A 16,977-nucleotide genomic window follows, 5' to 3' on the forward strand; every position below is an offset into this window, starting at 1 on the left:
AGCCCCCATTGCTCCCGGCGTCAGGAGGATTCGGTGAGGGTTTCCTCTTCAGCAACCACCACGGTGTTGACCATGGATTTGATCTCCTCCGTACTCAGCGCCACATGGACCGCCCAGTAGTAAATGATCAGGCTGAACACCCCCGTGGCCACAATGTCCCAGTAGAGCGGGAACCACGGATGCGCCAGCGGGCCGAAGTCGCTGACGTAGACAATGAGGCCCATGCCCACCAGGTAGACGGGCAGCCATTGGGCGGCTTTCCAGTCCATCTGCGGCTTGAGCGGGTTCAGGTTGAACAGGCGGTTGCCGACGAGGATGACGTAGCCGATCAGGATGGCGACGCCCAGCTTCCAGTCCGTGTTCCAGCCCGTCCACATGATCAGCAGGTTCGCGACAATGAAGGCCAGGGGGGACATGACGTTGGCGCCGGGCAGGCGGTACGGGCGGTCCTCATCCGGCAGCCTGCGGCGGAACGCCCCCAGGGCCAGTGGCGCCCCGGCGTACATCAGGACGCTGGCGCTGGTGATCAGGCCCACGATCGACTGCCAGGTGGGGAACGGCAGGAAGCAGATGCAGCCGATGACAAAGGCTGCGATCAGCCCCACCCAGGGCACGCCGGACTTGTTCGTCTTTTCAAACACCACAGGCACATAGCCGTTGCGGCTAAGCCCGTAGGAAACCCGGGAGGACGCCGTGACTTAGATCAGTGCGGTGCCCCCGGGGGATATGAGTGCGTCAATGTAGAGGACAGAGGCCAGCCAGCCAAAGCCCACCAGCGTGGCGAGGTCGGCGAAGGGGCCCGTCATGGCCGTGTAGACGCCGTTGGCCCAGGTGGTGCCAATTTGCGAGGACGGCAGCGCCACCAGGAACGCGAACTGCACCAGCAGGTAGATGATCACGCCGATCACCGTGGCGCCGATGACGGCCCGCGGGATGTCCTTCTTGGGGTTGCTGCTCTCACCGGCCAGCTGGTCTGCCTGTTCGAAACCAAGCAGCGCGAAGACTATGCCTCCCGTTGACACGGCGGACAGGATGCCCTTGACGCCGTCCGGGTCAAAGCCGTTGGACGCGCTGAAATTGCCGGGGTGGAAATTGAAGACGGCCAGCATGAAAATCGTCAACAGCGGCACCCCGACCTTCCACCACGTGGCGGCGCTGTTGACGTTGGCAAGTTTCTTGATGCTCAGGAAGTTGACGGCCGTGACAAAGGCCATCAGCAGGATGGCGACCGTCAATCCGCTGCCCGTCAGCGTGGGCTGCGGGCCCGCGGCCGTCTGCTTGATGACCAGCCACGACTTGGCGAAGTTGTAGTGGCCGGCGTAGTTGATGATGGCCTGGACCTCGATGGGGGCCACCGTGGCGGCCTGCACCCACGAGAACCAGCCGAAGGATGCGCCCACGGCGCCGCCAAAGGCATAGTGCGGAAAGCGTGCCGTGCCGCCGGAAACCGGATACATGCCGCCCAGCTCCGCATGGGGCAGTGCCAGGATCAGGATGCAAATGCCGCCAATGACCCACGAGATGAGGGCGGCGGGGCCGGCGATCTGCAGGGCGTCCTTGGCCCCGAACAGCCAGCCGGAGCCAATGATGGAACCCGTCGAGGCCCAGAGGAGACCGATGAACCCGATCTCGCGTTTAAGCCCCGGCCTGGCGCCGGCGGATGGAACGGGTGCTTTCAACGCTGCCATGGCATGCTCCCAAGATCGCTATACCCGCACCAGAATGCGCCCGAACGGTCCAAAGATCAATGGCGGATTCGAGATTCACGGCATACTCATGGCTTGGCCGCGCCCGGCGCCCGCTCAGCGGTTGTCCAGGTCCTCAAAGATCAGGAACGTCTGGGTGTCCTGAACGCCGGGCATCGACTGGAGCTGGTCGAAAATGACCCGGCGCAGGCCGGCATTGTCCTCCGCGCGGACCAGCAGGATCACGTCAAAGTCCCCGCCCACCAGGGCAATATGTTCCACTTCCGGGATGGCACGCAGCGCCTCCTTCAACTCACGCCACGCATGCTGGCTGACCTTGAGCGTCACGTAGGCCGAGGACTTCAGCCCGGCCTTCGCCGGGTCCACCAGGGCCGTGAACCTGGTCAGCACGCCGGTGGAGGTAAGCCGGGATATGCGGGAGTAGGCATGGGCGCGGGAGATGTGCACACGCTCGGCCACGGTGGTGACGGAGAGCCGTCCGTCGCCGACCAGCTCGGCGATGATCCTGCGGTCCACCTCGTCCAGCGGGACGGCGGGGTGCTCTGGCATGGGGTTCCTTCGCTGGGGTCACGGGGCGTCGCCGGCGGGGCCGTGAGACGGGCTGTGCCAGTAATGCACGTCACAATGCACTTTCGTCTTCAAGACTACGGCTTCAGTTCCGGATTTTCCACACATCGCACAAGTGATGGATACAAATAGCCAGTCAATCGCATACTTGAAGGACGGAACATCTTCACGCTGGCGAACCGCGCCGCCACCCCGCGACGGCGGGCGCGCCGGGGCCGCAAAACTCCCTGGGAGGAGTGGAAATCCAATGACGAACCATCCGGAATTCATCGAATACACCGGCAATGCCGACTGTCCGGAAAGCTACCTGCTGCCATCGGCCACGCCGGTCCAGCTCATCGCCCCGGACGGCTCGGCGGCGCCCGCCGCGGACTACAAGGAGACGTACAACCTCCCGGACCCGCACACGCTGGTGGACGGCTACGAACGCCTGGTGGTGGGCCGGCGCATCAACGACCAGGCGAACGCCCTGGTGCGGCAGGGGCGGATGGCCGTATATCCGTCCTCGACCGGCCAGGAGGCCTGCCAGGTGGCCGCGGACATGTGCCTGCGCTCCGGGGACTGGCTGTTCCCCACCTACCGCGACACGGTGGCCGTGCTGGGCCGCGGCGTGGACCCCATGGAGGCCTTTGAATCCCTGCGCGGGGACTGGCACTCAGGCTTTGACCCGCACCGGTACAACACGGCCCTGCCCACCACGCCGCTCGCCACCCAGCTGCTGCACGCCGTCGGCGTGGCCCATGCCGCGAAGCTGCGCGGCGAGGACACCGTGGTGCTGGCCCTGTGCGGCGACGGCTCCACGAGTGAAGGCGACTTCCACGAGGCCCTGAACTTTGCCGCCGTCTTCCACGTCCCCGTCGTCTTCCTGATCCAAAACAACCAGTACGCCATCTCGGTCCCGCTCATCCACCAGTCCGTGGCACCGTCCCTGGCGCACAAGGCCGTGGGCTATGGCATGCCGGGCGAGCGGGTGGACGGCAACGACCTCGCGGCGCTGCTGGCAGTGGTGGGGCACGCCGTCGAACGCGCCCGCAACGGCGGCGGTCCGGCACTCGTGGAGGCGCACACCTACCGGATGGAATCGCACACCAACGCCGACGACGCCACCCGCTACCGCACCCCGGAGGAAGTGGCGCAGTGGGTCCCGAAGGACCCGCTGCTGCGCCTGGAAAAGTTCCTGCGCGACGCCGGGCGCCTGGCCGCTGCAGACACCGCACGGATCTCGGCCGCCGCCGAGGCCATCGCGAAGGTGCTGCGCGACGGGCTCAACGCCGAGACCGTCGCGGACCCCGCGGACCTCTTCGCCCATGTCTATGCCGAGCCCACCCCGCAGCTGCGCGAGCAGGCCCGACAGCTCTCGGACGAGCTCGCGGCCGCCTCCCTGGAAGGAGCCCACCAATGACCACCATGGCGCACCAGCCCACCTCCGGCCCGGCCCCGGCAGGCCGCCCCGCCGCCGAGCCGGTGCACGCCGAACTCTCCGGCGTGCAGGCCATCACCTTTGCCAAGGCGCTGACCCTGGCCATGGCCGACGCCATGGCGGCGGACGGGTCCGTGCTGGTGTTTGGCGAGGACGTCGGCACCCTGGGCGGTGTTTTCCGCGTGACCGACGGCCTCACGCGCCGCTTCGGCGAAGACCGCTGCTTCGACACCCCGCTGGCCGAGTCCGGCATCGTCGGCATGGCCACTGGCATGGCCGTCAACGGCATGAAGCCCGTCGTCGAGATGCAGTTCGACGCCTTCGCCTACCCCGCCTTCGAACAAATCACCAGCCATGTGGCGAAGATGGGCAACCGCACCAAGGGCCGGGTGCGCCTGCCCCTGGTCATCCGCATCCCCTACGCCGGCGGGATCGGCGGGGTGGAGCACCACTGCGACTCCTCCGAGGCCTACTACGTCCACACCCCCGGCCTGACGGTGCTGACGCCGTCCACCGTCACGGATGCCTACATCATGCTGCGCGACGCCATCGCCTCCCCGGACCCCGTGGTGTTCATGGAGCCGAAGAAGCTGTACTTCTCCAAGGACACCGTGGACCTGGATGCCCTGCGGGCCCGGTACGACGCCGGCAGCCCCGCCCCGAGCAGCATCGGCCGTGCCGCGATTGCCCGCGAGGGCACCGATGCCACCCTGATCGCCTACGGCCCGTCCATGGCGGCCGCGCTCGCAGCCGCCGAGACCGCCGCCGCCGAGGGCCGTTCCCTCCAGGTGGTTGACGTCCGCTCCCTGGTTCCGTACGACGACGAGACCATCAGTGCCGCCGTCCGCTCCACCGGGCGGGCCGTGGTCATCGCGGAGGCCCCGGGCTTCGCCTCCATGGCCTCCGAGATTGCCGCCCGCATCCAGGAGCGCTGCTTCCACTCGCTCGCGGCCCCCGTGCTGCGCGTGACCGGCTTCGACATCCCTTATCCGGCGCCTCGGCTCGAAAAGCACTACCTGCCCGGCGTGGACAGGATCCTGGACGCCGTCGACTCACTCCAGTGGGAGGAATCATGAGCCTGCAGGTCTTCATGCTGCCGGACCTGGGCGAAGGCCTGGTCGAGGCCGAACTCGTCACCTGGCTGGTGGCCAAGGGCGACGCCGTCCACATCGACCAGCCGATCGCCGAGGTGGAAACCGCGAAGTCAGTGGTGGAGGTCCCCTCACCGTTTGAAGGTGTGGTGGCGACGCTCCACGGCGCCGAGGGCGACACGATGGAGGTCGGCAAGCCGCTGATTTCCATTGCGCTTCCCGGTGCGACGCCCTCCGACGGCGCGGAGGCCCCGGCCCCCGTGGCGGCGGCCGGATCGGGCAACGTGCTAATCGGCTACGGCACCTCAGGGCATGGGGGCCCGGGGCGGACGCGGCCATCGCGCCACCACCACATGAACCAGGAATCCGCCATTGCGGCCGCCGGGGCACGAGTACCGCAGCGCCGGGCACAGCTGGTGGTCTCGCCCCTGGTGCGCAAGATGGCCCACGACTCCGGCCTGTCGCTGGCGGACATTCCCGGCAGCGGCGCGGACGGGCTCATCCTGCGCCGGGACGTGGAGGCGGCGCTGGCTCCGGCTGCGGCGCCGCCGGCCGGCGGCATCGCCCCGGCCGCATCCGGGGAAACCGTCGACGCCCGGACCGGGCTGCGCGTGCTTTCGCGGACGCCGCTGACCGGTGTGAAAAAGACCGCGGCCGCAGCATTGGCCAGGAGCCGACGGGAGATTCCCGAGGCCACCGTGTGGGTGGACGTGGATGCCACGGCACTCGTGGAACTGCGTGCGTCCCTGAAGGCCCGGGACGGTTCCGCGCCCGGCATCCTGGCGTTCGTTGCCCGCTTCACCACGGCCGGGCTGGCCCGCTTCCCGCAGCTCAACACGCAGCTGGCCAGCGTGGACGGCACGGACACCGTCGTCGAATTTGACGGCATCAACCTCGGATTCGCGGCGCAAACGGACCGCGGCCTGGTGGTCCCGGTGCTCCGCAACGCCCAGGGCCGCAGCGCCCGGGACCTGGACGGGGCCATCCGCGGGCTGGCCGCCACCGCCCGCGACGGCAAGGCGGGGCCGGCCCAGCTCAGCGGCGGCACGTTCACCCTCAACAACTATGGGGTGTTTGGCGTGGACGGCTCGGCCGCGATCATCAACTATCCGGAGTCGGCCATGCTGGGACTGGGGCGGATAGTGGACAGGCCCTGGGTGGTGGACGGCGAACTGCGCGTGCGGAAGGTGACGGAGCTGACGCTCGCCTTTGACCACCGCGTCTGCGACGGGGCAGTGGCGGCCGGCTTCCTGCGCTTTGTGGCCGACGCCATGGAGAACCCCGCTGCCGCCCTGGCCGAACTTTAGGCGTGCGCGGCCGTTGCCTGGATGACCATGTCGTCCAGCTTCGGCAGGGCATGTCCCAGTCGGTGCCTGGCCTCGTCCAGGGTGTGCTCCACTTCTGACAGCGGCCCGTCAAGGGTGGTGACCGTTGCCGTGCCCTGCAGCCGGTGTCCCACCCAGCGCAGCTGGAGGCGCTCCACCGCGACGACGCCCGAGGTCCCGCGGAGCGCCGCCATGGCCGTGTCCGCCAGCTCCGGCTCGATCCCGTCCATGAGCCGGCGGCCGATGCTGCGCACGGTCCCCCACAGCAGGACGATGATGGCGGCGGAGATGAGCAGGCCCACGATCGGGTCGGCAAGCGGGAAGCCGAGCATCACGCCGCCCGCACCCAGGACCACCGAGAGCGAGGTGAAGCCGTCGATCCGGGCGTGCACGCCGTCGGCCACGAGGGCGGCGGAACCGATCTGCCGGCCCACCCGGATGCGGTAAACGGCCACGGCCTCGTTGCCGGCGAAGCCAATCAGGCCGGCGGCGATCACCCACCACAGGTTGTGCAACGGCTGCGGGTGGACCAGGCGGTCGATCGACTGCCAGGCCGCGACGACGGCCGAGAGTGCCACGACGGCGACGATGAAAAGCCCCGCCAGGTCTTCCGCGCGACCGTACCCGTAGGTGTAGCGCCGGTTTGCGGCCCGCCGCCCCAGGATGAAGGCGATCCACAGCGGAACGGCGGTGAGGGCGTCGGAAAAGTTGTGGATGCTGTCCGCCAGCAGCGCCACGGAACCGCTGATGAGCACCACCAGGAACTGCAGGACGGTGGTGCCAAGCAACAGGAACAGGCTGATCTTCAGCGCCCGCACGCCCTGGACGCTGGACTCCAGGGCGTCGTCGATCGAATCGGCGGAGTCATGGGTGTGCGGGACGAAGAGCTCGAACAGCCACCCCTTGAAACCCGTGTGGTGCTTGTGGGAGTGTCCATCGTGGTCGTGGTCGTGGTCGTGGTCGTGGTCGTGGTCGTGGTCGTGGCCGTGGCCGTGGTCGTGTCGTGCCACGGGCGCGTCCGGGCGTTCGGTGGTGTTCATGGCTGCTCCGCATCGTGTTCATGGTGGTGGCGCGGCGTGCCGCCCAGGGAGTGTTCGGCCTGGAAGATCGCGTCATTCACCAGCTGGCTGGCATGCTCGTCTTCCAGCCGGTAATACACCCGCTGGCCGTCCTGCCGGGTGGCAACCATGCGGGCCAGGCGCAGCTTCGCCAGGTGCTGGGACACGGCGGCCGGGGACTTGTCCACCACGGTGGCCAGGTTGCTGACGGACAGTTCACCCCCACGCAGTGCGAGGATGATGCGGACACGGGTGGCGTCGGCGAGCATGGAAAAGACCTCCACAGCGAGCTCGACAAATTCCCCGTCGGGGGAACGCCCGCATACCTTCTTATCTGCGTTCATGCGCATATACTGTCACAATGTCCGGCTGCGTGCAATCGGGTCATGCCCGTCCCCGCGCCTTGCTTCCCTGTGGCGGGGCGGGCCATGCTGTAGTTCAAGGCAGCAGTTTAAGGCCACAGCATTTATAAGGCGCCAGCATTGAGGCACAGCGCCTTGGCAGCGGAGGAGGACGCATGGCCCGGCAAACCGGGCGGGCCGGTTGGCAGCACCTTGGCGGCCCCAGCCACGTGCTGCCCAGCAATGCAGCCCGCGCGCTGGTCAACATCGGGCTGGTCATCGGCGCCGAAAGGGCCCTCGTCGTCGACACCGGCTGCGGGCCCCGGCACGCCGCGGAAATCCTGGCGGCCGTCCGTTCCCTGACGCCGCTGCCGCTGGTGGTGGCCAACACGCATGCCCATTGGGACCATTTCTTTGGCAACGCCTTCTTCCGGGCCGACGGCGTGGCCGACTTTTGGGCGCACGCTGCCGCGCGGCGGGACATGGCAGCGACGGGGGAGTCCCAGCGCAAGGCCGTGTCCGGCGTCGAGCCTGAAATGGCGGCGGGGGACAGGCCCGGCACGGAGCTGGTGCTGCCGACACGGCTGGTGGACGCGGACCCTGTGGGACTGGACCTTGGCGGGGTCTCCGCCACACTGTTCACGCTGGGCCCCGCCCACACCCGAGGGGACCTCATGGTGGGTGCGCCCGGTGTGCTCTTCACCGGGGACGTCCTGGAGGAGGGCGCCGAACCGCAGTTCGAGGACGCGGACCGCGCCGGGTGGATCCGCGTGCTGCGGACGCTGGCCGGCATGGGCGCGCAGTACCCGGCCATGGTGCCCGGCCACGGCAGGCCCGTGGCGGCGGAACATGCGGCCCGGATGGCGGACGCCATGGAGGCCGGCTCCTGAGGGGGGCTGAAAGGCGGCGCGCATGGGGACGCCCTACCAGAGCAAAGGCACCAACTTCTTGGTGCGCCCCGCGTATTCCGCGTAGCCGGGCAGTTTGCTGCGGAGCAGTTCTTCCTCCACACCGATCCGGCGCCGATAAGCGGCCGCCAAAAGCCCCGCCACTGAAAGAACCGTTGGCACGCTGCCGGACGCGACGGCGCAGCCGGTCCAGGCAAGCAGCGAACCCAGATAGCCGGGGTGGCGGATCACCCCGTAGGGGCCGGTGTCCACCACCTGCTGATTTTCATTGGTCTGCAAGGTCCTGGTGTACGAACCGCCCAGGGTGCGCATGGACCACAGGCGCAGGCACAAGCCGGCCGCCTCGAGGGCAAGCCCCAAGGCTCCGGCGCTGCGGGGGAGCGGGCGTTGCCGGACCGGGCGGAGCAGCAAGGGCAACACACCTGCCACCATGAAGCCGCCCACGATCATGCGGGTTGTGCCGCGGTCTTCGGCGGAAGGGTCCAGGCTGGAGGCCCGGCCGCGCTTGCGGGCGAAGCGTTCAAGCACCATGAAGCCGCCCAGGACAACGTAGGCAGCCGCCAGCCAAGCAGGAGAGGGGCCGCGGTGCGGCGCGGCGGATGACTGGCGTTCCACGGCTTCCAATCTAAACCTGCCGGACTTCACACGCCAGAGTCCCGGGCTGGGCCTGCTTGGCTGGGTCGGAACTCACAAGGACTCACAACGGATGGTTGCGTGGACAATCCGTTCCGCCCTTCGGTCGGCGCCACACCGCCTCAAATTATTGGCCGTGCGGGGTTGCTGGACGAATCCAGCCATGGCTTGCGGTTTGGATCCGGCGCCCCGGGACTGTTGACCATCATCACCGAGGCGCGCGGCATCGGAAAGACCGTCATGCCCGGTGAGGTCCACGATGTTGCCCGTGAGCGTGGGTGGGCGGTCATCGCGGAGACGGCGACGGGGGCATGGCCCGGCTCGGTGAAGCCATGCCCCAGGGCGCGGACGAACTCGGTGACGGCACGCCGGCACGCCGCGTCACTGCCATCGCCGCTGCCGGTTTCAGCATCACCACCCAGCTGCCTCCGGCACGTCAGGTGGCCTGGCGGAATATTGGTGAGCAGCCGCTCCGTCTTCTGGACGGACACGGCACCGGCCGGTTTATTGCCGTTGACGAGATCCATGCCGCCGATCGGGCTGAGCTGGCCCCACTGGCCGCCAATGTCCAGCACTTCATTCAGGACCGGCTTCCCATTGGTCTGGTCTTCGCGGGGCTGCCGGCGGCCGTCGCTGACCTGCTCAACGAAGGCGTGGCAACCTTCCTGCGCCAGCTGACAAGTTTGACCTCCACGCGGCCGCCGTCCATGAAGTGGCATCTTCCTTTGCCGAAACATTCAAGGAAGCTTCCCTTTCCATCGCTCCGGCCCTGGTGCGCCAGGCCGCGGCGGCAACTGGCGGTACCCTTTCCTGATCCAGCTGGTTGGCTATTTCCTGTGGCGGGAAGCTGAAAATGGCGAAGGAAGAATTGACGCCATGCACGCACCGTCATAGAGGCAGCGCTCGCCATTGCATCAGCCAAGGATCTTGATTTTCTGCAGGCAATGGCCAAGGTCGACGAGCCGGCATCTGCCGGCGATATCGGCCGGCGGCTGGAGGCCAATTCAAACCTTGTGGCCAACTACCGCACGCGGCTCCTGGACGCTGGACTGATCGAACCGGCCGGCCACGGAAGAGTGGCCTTCGCCATTCCCGGCCTGCACGAGTACCTCCGCACAAGGCCGCCGGCCCGGCACTGAGCGGGTGCCTGGCCTGACAGGGGTCCCCATGAGCCGCTGCCTGGCGGACCGGCCGCCGGGGATTCCGGCCGCCATGCAATGTGGCCGCCGGGACTAAAGTGGGGGCAGTGAGCAAAACAGCCAATCCCGGTGACTTCAGCCTGTGGTCCATCGCCGTCCCTGCGTTTGGGCCGTCCTTTTTGTTCGGCATCGGCGAGGGCGCCATCCTGCCCGTCATCCCGCTCAGCGCCCGGGACATGGGCGCGTCCCTGGCCGCTGCGGCCCTGGTGGTCTCGCTGATCGGAGTCGGCTCACTGGTGAGCAACATTCCGGCCTCAATCATCACGGCAAGGCTGGGCGAACGTGTCGGCATGGTCGGGGCCGCGACGCTGAGCCTGGCCGCCATGCTGCTGTGCGTGTTCGCCGGCAACCTCTTGATCTTCGGGCTGGGCGTGTTCCTGATCGGTGCCGCGGCCGCCGTGTTCAACCTGGCCCGGCAAAGCTACCTGACCGAGGCCGTGCCGCCGCTCTTGCGCGCCCGCGCCATGTCCACGCTGGGCGGGGTGGGGCGGATCGGCCTGTTTGCCGGGCCGTTCATCGGTGCGCTGGCCATCCACCTGGTGGGCCTGGCGGGCGCCTACTGGGTGGCGGCCGTCTGTGTTGCAGGTGCCGGGGCGGTGGCCTGGGGCCTGCCGGACCTGGTCAGCGAGCCGGGCACGACGCCGGCCGGCCCGGCCCCCACGGTGCGCTCGCTGGTCGCGGCACACCGCAAGGTGTTCCTGACGGTGGGCGTCGGCGTGCTGCTGGTCAGTGCCGTGCGCGCCTCACGCCAGGTGGTGGTGCCGCTCTGGGCGGACAACCTGGGCCTGAACCCGGCCGTGACATCCATTATTTACGGGCTTTCCGGCGCCATCGACATGCTGGTGTTCTACCCCGCCGGGAAGGTCATGGACCACAAGGGCCGCATCTGGGTGGCGGTGCCGTCCATGGTGCTCATGGGCGTGTCCCTGCTGCTCATGCCGCTGACCACCGGGGCCGTTTCCCTGCTGCTGGCGGCCCTGCTGATCGGCTTCGGCAACGGCATTGGCTCCGGGTTGATCATGACCCTGGGCGCCGACTACTCGCCCCGGCACGGGCGCCCGAAGTTTCTGGGGATCTGGCGTTTCATCGCCGATGCCGGGGCCTCCAGCGGCCCCGTCATCCTCTCCGGACTCACCGCCGCCGTGACACTGTCCTTCGGCGTTGCCGCGACGGGACTGCTGGGGCTGGCGGCGGCCGCAGTGCTGGGTTATTGGGTGCCGCGCAACAAGCCCCTGGCTCGGTAGCGGGGTAGTCTGGGAAAACCGCTACGGAGCCAAGGACGCCACCATGACTGATGCCGCAATGACCAACCCCGCCGTGCCCGATCCCGCCTTTGAGGCCGCCTACCGGGCGGCACGGGAAAGCCTGTCCCAGGGCGGCATTCCCATCGGCGCTGCGTTGGCGCGCGGGGGCGAGGTCATCGCCGTCGGGCATAACGAACGGGTCCAGCACGGGGACCCGATAGCGCACGGGGAAATGTCGGCCCTGCGTGCCGCCGGCCGGCAGGGCAGCTACCGCGACACCGTCCTGTACACCACGCTGGCGCCGTGTGCCATGTGTACCGGGACCATCATCCAGTTCAAGATTCCGCGCGTCGTGGTGGGCGAGGCACGGACCTTTGCGGGTGAATTCGAGCTCCTGCGCTCGCGCGGGGTGGTGGTGGAGGTCCTGGACGACCCGCGCTGCGTGGAGATGATGCAGGCGTTCCAGCGGGAGCACCCGCAATTGTGGGCCGAGGACATCGCGGAATAGCAGGCATCCCGAAGCTGTTGACGGCACGGGGCAGGGCGCGAATCATGGGACTATGAGCGCTCAATTCACAACGGTGTGGCAGGCCCTGTCGGACAAGGTGGAGTCGGGGTGGGCGCCCGGGATGGTGGCCGGCATCCGGCATGGCGGCACCACAGAATTCTTTGCCACCGGCGTGCGCACGCTGGGCAGGCCGAAGCCAATGCGCACCGACAGCCCGTTCCGGATCGCCTCGCTGGGCAAGCCCGTGGCCGGTGCGCTCGCCGCCTCCATGATCGCCGACGGTTCGCTGGCACCCGACGACCCGGCCGACGTGTGGCTGCCCGAGCTGGCCTACCCCCGTGTCCTCACCAGCCCCGATGCCCCGCTGGACAGCACCGTCCCTGCCGACCGCGACATCACCGTCCGGCACCTGCTTACCCTGACCCATGGCATGGGGGCCGTTTTCGGCAACACGCCGCTGGGGCGGGCCTTGGTGGATGCCGGGATTGAGCCCGGCCCGCTTCCCCCGTCCATGACGCACGAGGAATTCATGCACCGGGTGGCCAAGCTTCCCCTCGAGCACCAGCCGGGCGCCTGTTGGAAGTACCACACCGGCAGCGACCTCCTCTCGGTGCTGCTGGCGCGGGCCGGGCAGGCACCCCTGGGCCAGATCCTGGCCGAACGCATCACGGACCCGCTGGGCATGGCCGGCACAGGCTTTTTCGGGGACCCCGCCGAACTGCCCACCGCCTACCGGCCGGGCCCCGGCGGACTGGAAGTCCTGGACCCGCCGGACGGCCTGTTCTCGCGCCAGCCCGCCTTTGAATCCCTCGGCTCGGGGCTGGTCTCCACGGTTCCCGACTACCTGGCGTTCCTGACCGCGCTTGCGGGGGACACCCTGGTTCCGGCCGAGCAGCGCCGCCACATGACCTCCGACCAGCTCAACGACACCCAGCGCCAGGGCCTGGCGGAGTTGATGGGACCGGGCATTTCCTGGGGCTGGCAGATCGCCGTGGACACAGCCCGCCGGGGTTCCTGGACGGCCCCCGGGGGCTACGGCTGGACCGGCGGCACCGGCACCACGGCCTACGTCAATCCCGACGCCGACTTCATCGGCGTCCTGTTCACCCAGCGGGCCATGGCCGGCCCCGGCGAGGACTTCAGCTACTTCTGGGAGCCGCTCGCTGCGGCGCTGTGAACGGTGTTGTAAACGGCGGCCGCCAACCACGGCGGCGCCGGAGGCAGGGGGCTAAAGGCGGGACCGGCGTCGTACCTGCAGCGTGAGAAGGAACGTCCCCAGGACGGTCAGGCTGTAGCCGGCCACCACGATCAGTCCCACCCCGGCGAGGAAAAAGCTGATGACGCTGTCGTGCGGGTGGGTGGACACGGCGCGCAGGACCAGCGCGGTGGAGGCAGCGGCGGCCACGGCCACCACCGCGGACAGGCCGGTCCACCACCGGCGGGAGGCCCAGTGGTGCCCCGGGCCGGGCCACACGTTCCAGGCGCTGCCGGTGCGCAGTATGGGCAGCGCGGCAAGGCAGGTCCAGAAGGCCACCACGAAGAAGGCGGCAATGACATCGGCCGGGCGGTGCCACTGGTTGATGAGCGTGGCCACCCCGGCAACAACGGCGTAGCTGCCGCCCACAAACGCCACCGACGGCCGCCAGCGCGGGGACACCACCAAAAACACCGCCGCCGCCGCGCTTGCCGCCAGGGTGCTGTGGCCGGACGGCAGCGAATTCAACGTCAGGGTCTGCACTCCGACGAAGGGCCGGTCCGGCAGCCCGATCTTGATCAGCTGCGTGCTGAGGTTCGCGGCCGCCATGGCCAGAACGGCCACGCCGGAGGCCTTCCAGCGGCGCCGGGCCAGCGTGACAAAAAGCACCACCACGACGGCAATCACCACTGACGTGGCCGGGAGCAGGTCCAGGACCCCCGCAGCGGGCAGGCCGATGAACCGCTGGGCCACCTTCGCCTGGACCAGTGCGGATTCGTCCATGAACTGCCCCACGGTGCTGTCAACAAAAAACTTGTAGCACGCCACCAGCCCGGCCAGGGAGACCAGGGCTCCCGCGATGAACGGGGCAGAATGGATGCGGGTGCGTCGGGGCAGGCTGCTTCCGCGGGGGGAACGTGGTGCATGCGTACTCATCCTGACTAGGTTCCCACAGATACATGAAAGGCAGCTGGCCGTGCTTTCGGGCCGTGGCAATGCCGGCCTGGCGCTAAAGTAATGGCCATGGTCGCACTCGAAGAACTGCTCGCTTCCGCCCGCGTTGCCACCCTCCCCATGCGCGTGAAATTCCGCGGGGTGCTGGAACGGGAGGTATTGCTGCTGGAGGGCCCGGCGGGATGGGCCGAGTTTTCCCCCTTTGTGGAGTATCGCGACGCGGAGGCTGCCCGGTGGCTCGCCGCAGCCGTGGAGGCAGGCTGGGCTGGGTACCCGCAGGCCGTGCGGGACTGGATTCCGGTCAACGCCACGGTTCCGGCCGTTTCAGCAGCGGAGGTGCCGGCCGTCCTGGGGGCGTTCGACGCAGTCCACACCGTCAAGGTCAAGGTGGCCGAGGCCGGCCAGTCGCTGGGCGAGGATGCCGCGCGCGTGGGTGCGGTCCGGCACCTGCTGCCCGACGCACGGATACGTGTTGACGCAAACGCCGGATGGGACGTGGAACAGGCCGTCCGGGCGCTGAAAATGCTTTCGGTCTTCGGGCTGGAATACGCCGAACAGCCCGTTGCCACCGTCGCGGAGCTGGCCGCGGTGCGCCGTGCCCTGTCCGGGACCGTGCTGATTGCCGCGGACGAAAGCGTGCGCAAGGCCACGGACCCGCTGGCCGTGGCCCGTGCCGGCGCGGCGGACCTGCTGGTGGTCAAGGCCGCGCCGCTCGGCGGCGTGCGGCAGGCGCTGGAGATTGTGGCTGAGGCCGGGCTGCCGGCGGTGGTCAGCTCCGCGCTGGACTCCTCGGTGGGGATCCGTGCGGGCCTGGCCTTGGCGGCCGCGCTGCCCGAACTTCCCTACGCGTGCGGTCTGGGCACTGTCTCGCTCATGGCCGGTGACGTCTCCGCAGACAGCCTCGTGGCCGCGGACGGGGGGATTGCCGTGCGCGACGTCGCAGCGGACCCGGCGCTGCTGGAACGCTTCGCGGCACCGGCGGAGCGTCGCGACTGGTGGCTGGAGCGCCTGCGTCGCTGCCACGCCCTGCTGTAGGCCGGGCCCCCGCTGGCCGGGCCTGTCGAGACCGTGCGCCGGCTGGCCGGGCCTGTCGAGACCCGGTGCGGGTGGTTAGATGGTGGCGTGGCTTTACTTACTTCAATGGACGCTGCCCGATACGTGGTGGATGCACTGGAACACGCCGGCGTGCGGCACGTGGTCGTGGCGCCCGGATCACGCAGCGCACCCCTTGTTTATGCCCTGGCGGAGGCGGAAGCGGACGGCAGGCTCACCACCTACGTCCGGATCGACGAGCGCGTGGCCGGATTCACCGCCCTGGGCCTGGCGCAGGGGTCGGGCAGCCCGGCCGCGGTCCTGACCACCTCCGGCACCGCGGTGGGCAACCTGATGCCGGCAGTCATGGAGGCCAACCACTCGGGCACGCCGCTGCTGGTGCTCTCCGCAGACCGGCCCGAGGAACTGCGCGGCACGGGCGCCAACCAGACCACCATCCAGCTGGACCTTTTTGGCGAGCACGTACGGTTCGCCACCGACGTCGCCGCCGGAATCGATCCCACGGCCGCCATCGCCACGGCGCTCAGCGCCGCCCGCGGCCGCCTCGAGGACATCCCGGCCGGGCCCGCCCAGGTGAACCTGGCCTTCCGGGACCCGCTCACACCGGCGCTCGACGGCTCCGAATGGGAACGGCTGCTGCCGGCGGTTGAGGTCACGCCGCTGGCTGCGCCTGCCCCGCTGCTTGAGCCTGCGCCGTTGGTTGAGCCTGTCGAAACCGCTGGGTCCCGCCAAGTCGGGTCCCCGGAGATCGGCCGGCCCTCCGCCAGCCACCGCACCGTGGTCCTGGCCGGGCACGACGCCGGGCCCGCCGCCGAACACTTTGCCCGCACCCTGGGCCTGCCCCTCCTGGCCGAGCCGTCGTCCAACGCCCGGTTCGGCCCCAACGCCGTCGGCCCCTACCGGATGCTGCTGGAGCAGTTCGGACCGGAGTCCGCCTGGCCGATGGAGCGCGTGGTGGTCTTTGGCCGGCCCACCCTGTCGCGTCCCGTGGCGCGGCTGCTGGCCCGGACGGACCTGGAACGGGCCCTGTACCTGCCGCGCCCGGTGGCCTGGTTTGAAGCCGGACGGCGCCCCGAACTGGTCCTGACGCAATGGGACCAGCTGGTCGGCTTTGCCGGGTTCGGACCCGACGGCTGGCTGGCAGCCTGGCAGGACGCGGCCCGGACCGCAGAACAACGCCTGGACGCCGTCCTGGCCGAGACGGCCCGCCCGGGCACACTCAGCGGCCCCGCCGTGGCCCGCCAGGTGTGGAAACGTTTCCAGCAGGATCCCGGACAGGACCTGGGCCACAATCTGGTGCTGGGGTCGTCAAACCCCGTGCGCGACGTCGACCTCGCCGGCCGGCCCGCACCCGCCGGCCCCGACGGTGCTGGTGGCCCGGGCCGGGTGTTCGCCAACCGCGGCCTTGCCGGCATCGACGGCACCGTCTCCACCGCCACCGGAATCGCCCTCGCCACAGGAACACCCACGCGTGTGCTGCTGGGCGATGTGACATTCCTGCACGATTCCGGGGCGCTCCTGCTGGGCACCGGCGAACGGGAACCGGACATCCAGCTCATCGTCCTCAACGACGCCGGCGGCGGCATCTTCTCCGTCCTGGAGCACGGCCGGCTGGCCGGGGCACCCGACTATGCCGCCGCCGTCGAACGTTACTTTGGTACGCCGCATGGGGTGGACTTGTGCGCGCTGGCTGTTGCGTATGGTTGGCGCTATGTGCGGGCCGGGACTGTGGCGGGGCTCGGTGCTGCGCTGGCCGTGCCGGTGCGTGGGCGCAG

16 protein-coding genes and 1 pseudogene are annotated in these 16,977 nt (G+C 69.1%); 10 read left to right on the forward strand and 7 right to left on the reverse strand.

Features of this window, described 5'->3' with window-relative positions; translation table 11 throughout:
• Positions 1-20 precede the first annotated feature (20 nt).
• Positions 21-1,688: pseudogene (locus tag MMF96_RS13685) on the reverse strand (APC family permease).
• 114 nt (positions 1,689-1,802) lie between these two features.
• Positions 1,803-2,255, reverse strand: a complete 453-nt coding sequence (locus MMF96_RS13690; RefSeq protein ID WP_256883853.1) for an Lrp/AsnC family transcriptional regulator — start codon at positions 2,253-2,255, stop codon at positions 1,803-1,805.
• A 265-nt stretch (positions 2,256-2,520) separates the two neighbouring features.
• On the opposite strand from MMF96_RS13690, the gene MMF96_RS13695 reads away from it, so the two are divergent.
• Genes MMF96_RS13695 through MMF96_RS13705 form a run of 3 tightly spaced genes read left to right on the forward strand, consistent with a single transcriptional unit; the run spans position 2,521 to position 6,091 of the window.
• The gene (locus MMF96_RS13695) at positions 2,521-3,675 is read left to right on the forward strand and encodes a thiamine pyrophosphate-dependent dehydrogenase E1 component subunit alpha (RefSeq protein WP_256883854.1); all 1,155 of its coding nucleotides are present in this window, start codon (positions 2,521-2,523) and stop codon (positions 3,673-3,675) included.
• Entirely contained in the window at positions 3,672-4,769 is a 1,098-nt protein-coding gene (locus tag MMF96_RS13700; protein WP_375141440.1) for an alpha-ketoacid dehydrogenase subunit beta, read from the forward strand. Before MMF96_RS13695 ends, MMF96_RS13700 begins: the two co-directional genes overlap by 4 nt.
• Complete coding sequence (locus MMF96_RS13705) at positions 4,766-6,091, forward strand: dihydrolipoamide acetyltransferase family protein (RefSeq protein WP_256883855.1); 1,326 nt, start codon at positions 4,766-4,768, stop codon at positions 6,089-6,091. Before MMF96_RS13700 ends, MMF96_RS13705 begins: the two co-directional genes overlap by 4 nt.
• Here the strand turns inward: MMF96_RS13705 and MMF96_RS13710 are convergent.
• Positions 6,088-7,149: a cation diffusion facilitator family transporter gene (locus tag MMF96_RS13710; RefSeq protein ID WP_256883856.1), complete on the reverse strand. Its 1,062-nt coding sequence runs from the start codon at positions 7,147-7,149 to the stop codon at positions 6,088-6,090. The genes MMF96_RS13705 and MMF96_RS13710 overlap by 4 nt on opposite strands.
• Complete coding sequence (locus tag MMF96_RS13715; protein ID WP_176618287.1) at positions 7,146-7,511, reverse strand: metalloregulator ArsR/SmtB family transcription factor; 366 nt, start codon at positions 7,509-7,511, stop codon at positions 7,146-7,148. Before MMF96_RS13715 ends, MMF96_RS13710 begins: the two co-directional genes overlap by 4 nt.
• A gap of 173 nt (positions 7,512-7,684) precedes the next feature.
• Between MMF96_RS13715 and MMF96_RS13720 the strand changes: the two genes are divergently transcribed.
• Complete coding sequence (locus tag MMF96_RS13720) at positions 7,685-8,398, forward strand: MBL fold metallo-hydrolase (protein WP_256883857.1); 714 nt, start codon at positions 7,685-7,687, stop codon at positions 8,396-8,398.
• Positions 8,399-8,431: 33 nt separating this feature from the next.
• Here the strand turns inward: MMF96_RS13720 and MMF96_RS13725 are convergent, their stop codons facing one another.
• Both MMF96_RS13725 and MMF96_RS13730 read right to left on the reverse strand, forming a co-directional pair.
• Entirely contained in the window at positions 8,432-9,031 is a 600-nt protein-coding gene (locus tag MMF96_RS13725; RefSeq protein WP_256883858.1) for an isoprenylcysteine carboxylmethyltransferase family protein, read from the reverse strand.
• Between the two features lie 140 nt (positions 9,032-9,171).
• Positions 9,172-9,786 (reverse strand): hypothetical protein, encoded by a 615-nt coding sequence (locus MMF96_RS13730; protein ID WP_256883859.1) that lies wholly within the window; start codon positions 9,784-9,786, stop codon positions 9,172-9,174.
• Positions 9,787-9,993: 207 nt separating this feature from the next.
• On the opposite strand from MMF96_RS13730, the gene MMF96_RS13735 reads away from it, so the two are divergent.
• The 4 genes from MMF96_RS13735 to MMF96_RS13750 all read left to right on the forward strand — a co-directional run bounded on the left by MMF96_RS13735 (position 9,994) and on the right by MMF96_RS13750 (position 13,177).
• Positions 9,994-10,188: a hypothetical protein gene (locus tag MMF96_RS13735; RefSeq protein WP_256883860.1), complete on the forward strand. Its 195-nt coding sequence runs from the start codon at positions 9,994-9,996 to the stop codon at positions 10,186-10,188.
• Positions 10,189-10,295: 107 nt separating this feature from the next.
• The gene (locus MMF96_RS13740) at positions 10,296-11,492 is read left to right on the forward strand and encodes an MFS transporter (protein WP_256883861.1); all 1,197 of its coding nucleotides are present in this window, start codon (positions 10,296-10,298) and stop codon (positions 11,490-11,492) included.
• A gap of 43 nt (positions 11,493-11,535) precedes the next feature.
• Positions 11,536-12,000 (forward strand): nucleoside deaminase, encoded by a 465-nt coding sequence (locus MMF96_RS13745; RefSeq protein ID WP_256883862.1) that lies wholly within the window; start codon positions 11,536-11,538, stop codon positions 11,998-12,000.
• Between the two features lie 52 nt (positions 12,001-12,052).
• Positions 12,053-13,177 (forward strand): serine hydrolase, encoded by a 1,125-nt coding sequence (locus tag MMF96_RS13750; RefSeq protein WP_256883863.1) that lies wholly within the window; start codon positions 12,053-12,055, stop codon positions 13,175-13,177.
• Positions 13,178-13,228: 51 nt separating this feature from the next.
• On the opposite strand, the gene MMF96_RS13755 is transcribed toward MMF96_RS13750, so the two are convergent.
• Positions 13,229-14,131 (reverse strand): phosphatase PAP2 family protein, encoded by a 903-nt coding sequence (locus MMF96_RS13755; protein ID WP_176618292.1) that lies wholly within the window; start codon positions 14,129-14,131, stop codon positions 13,229-13,231.
• A gap of 81 nt (positions 14,132-14,212) precedes the next feature.
• Between MMF96_RS13755 and MMF96_RS13760 the strand changes: the two genes are divergently transcribed.
• Positions 14,213-15,184 carry an o-succinylbenzoate synthase gene (locus MMF96_RS13760; protein WP_375141441.1) on the forward strand — a complete coding sequence of 324 codons (972 nt, stop codon included), beginning with the start codon at positions 14,213-14,215 and terminating at the stop codon, positions 15,182-15,184.
• A 105-nt stretch (positions 15,185-15,289) separates the two neighbouring features.
• A partial coding sequence (menD, locus tag MMF96_RS13765) for a 2-succinyl-5-enolpyruvyl-6-hydroxy-3-cyclohexene-1-carboxylic-acid synthase (protein WP_256883865.1) occupies positions 15,290-16,977 on the forward strand: 1,688 nt, incomplete at its 3' end.

This window comes from Arthrobacter sp. STN4, from assembly GCF_024539665.1.
Classification (GTDB): Bacteria; Actinomycetota; Actinomycetes; order Actinomycetales; family Micrococcaceae; genus Specibacter.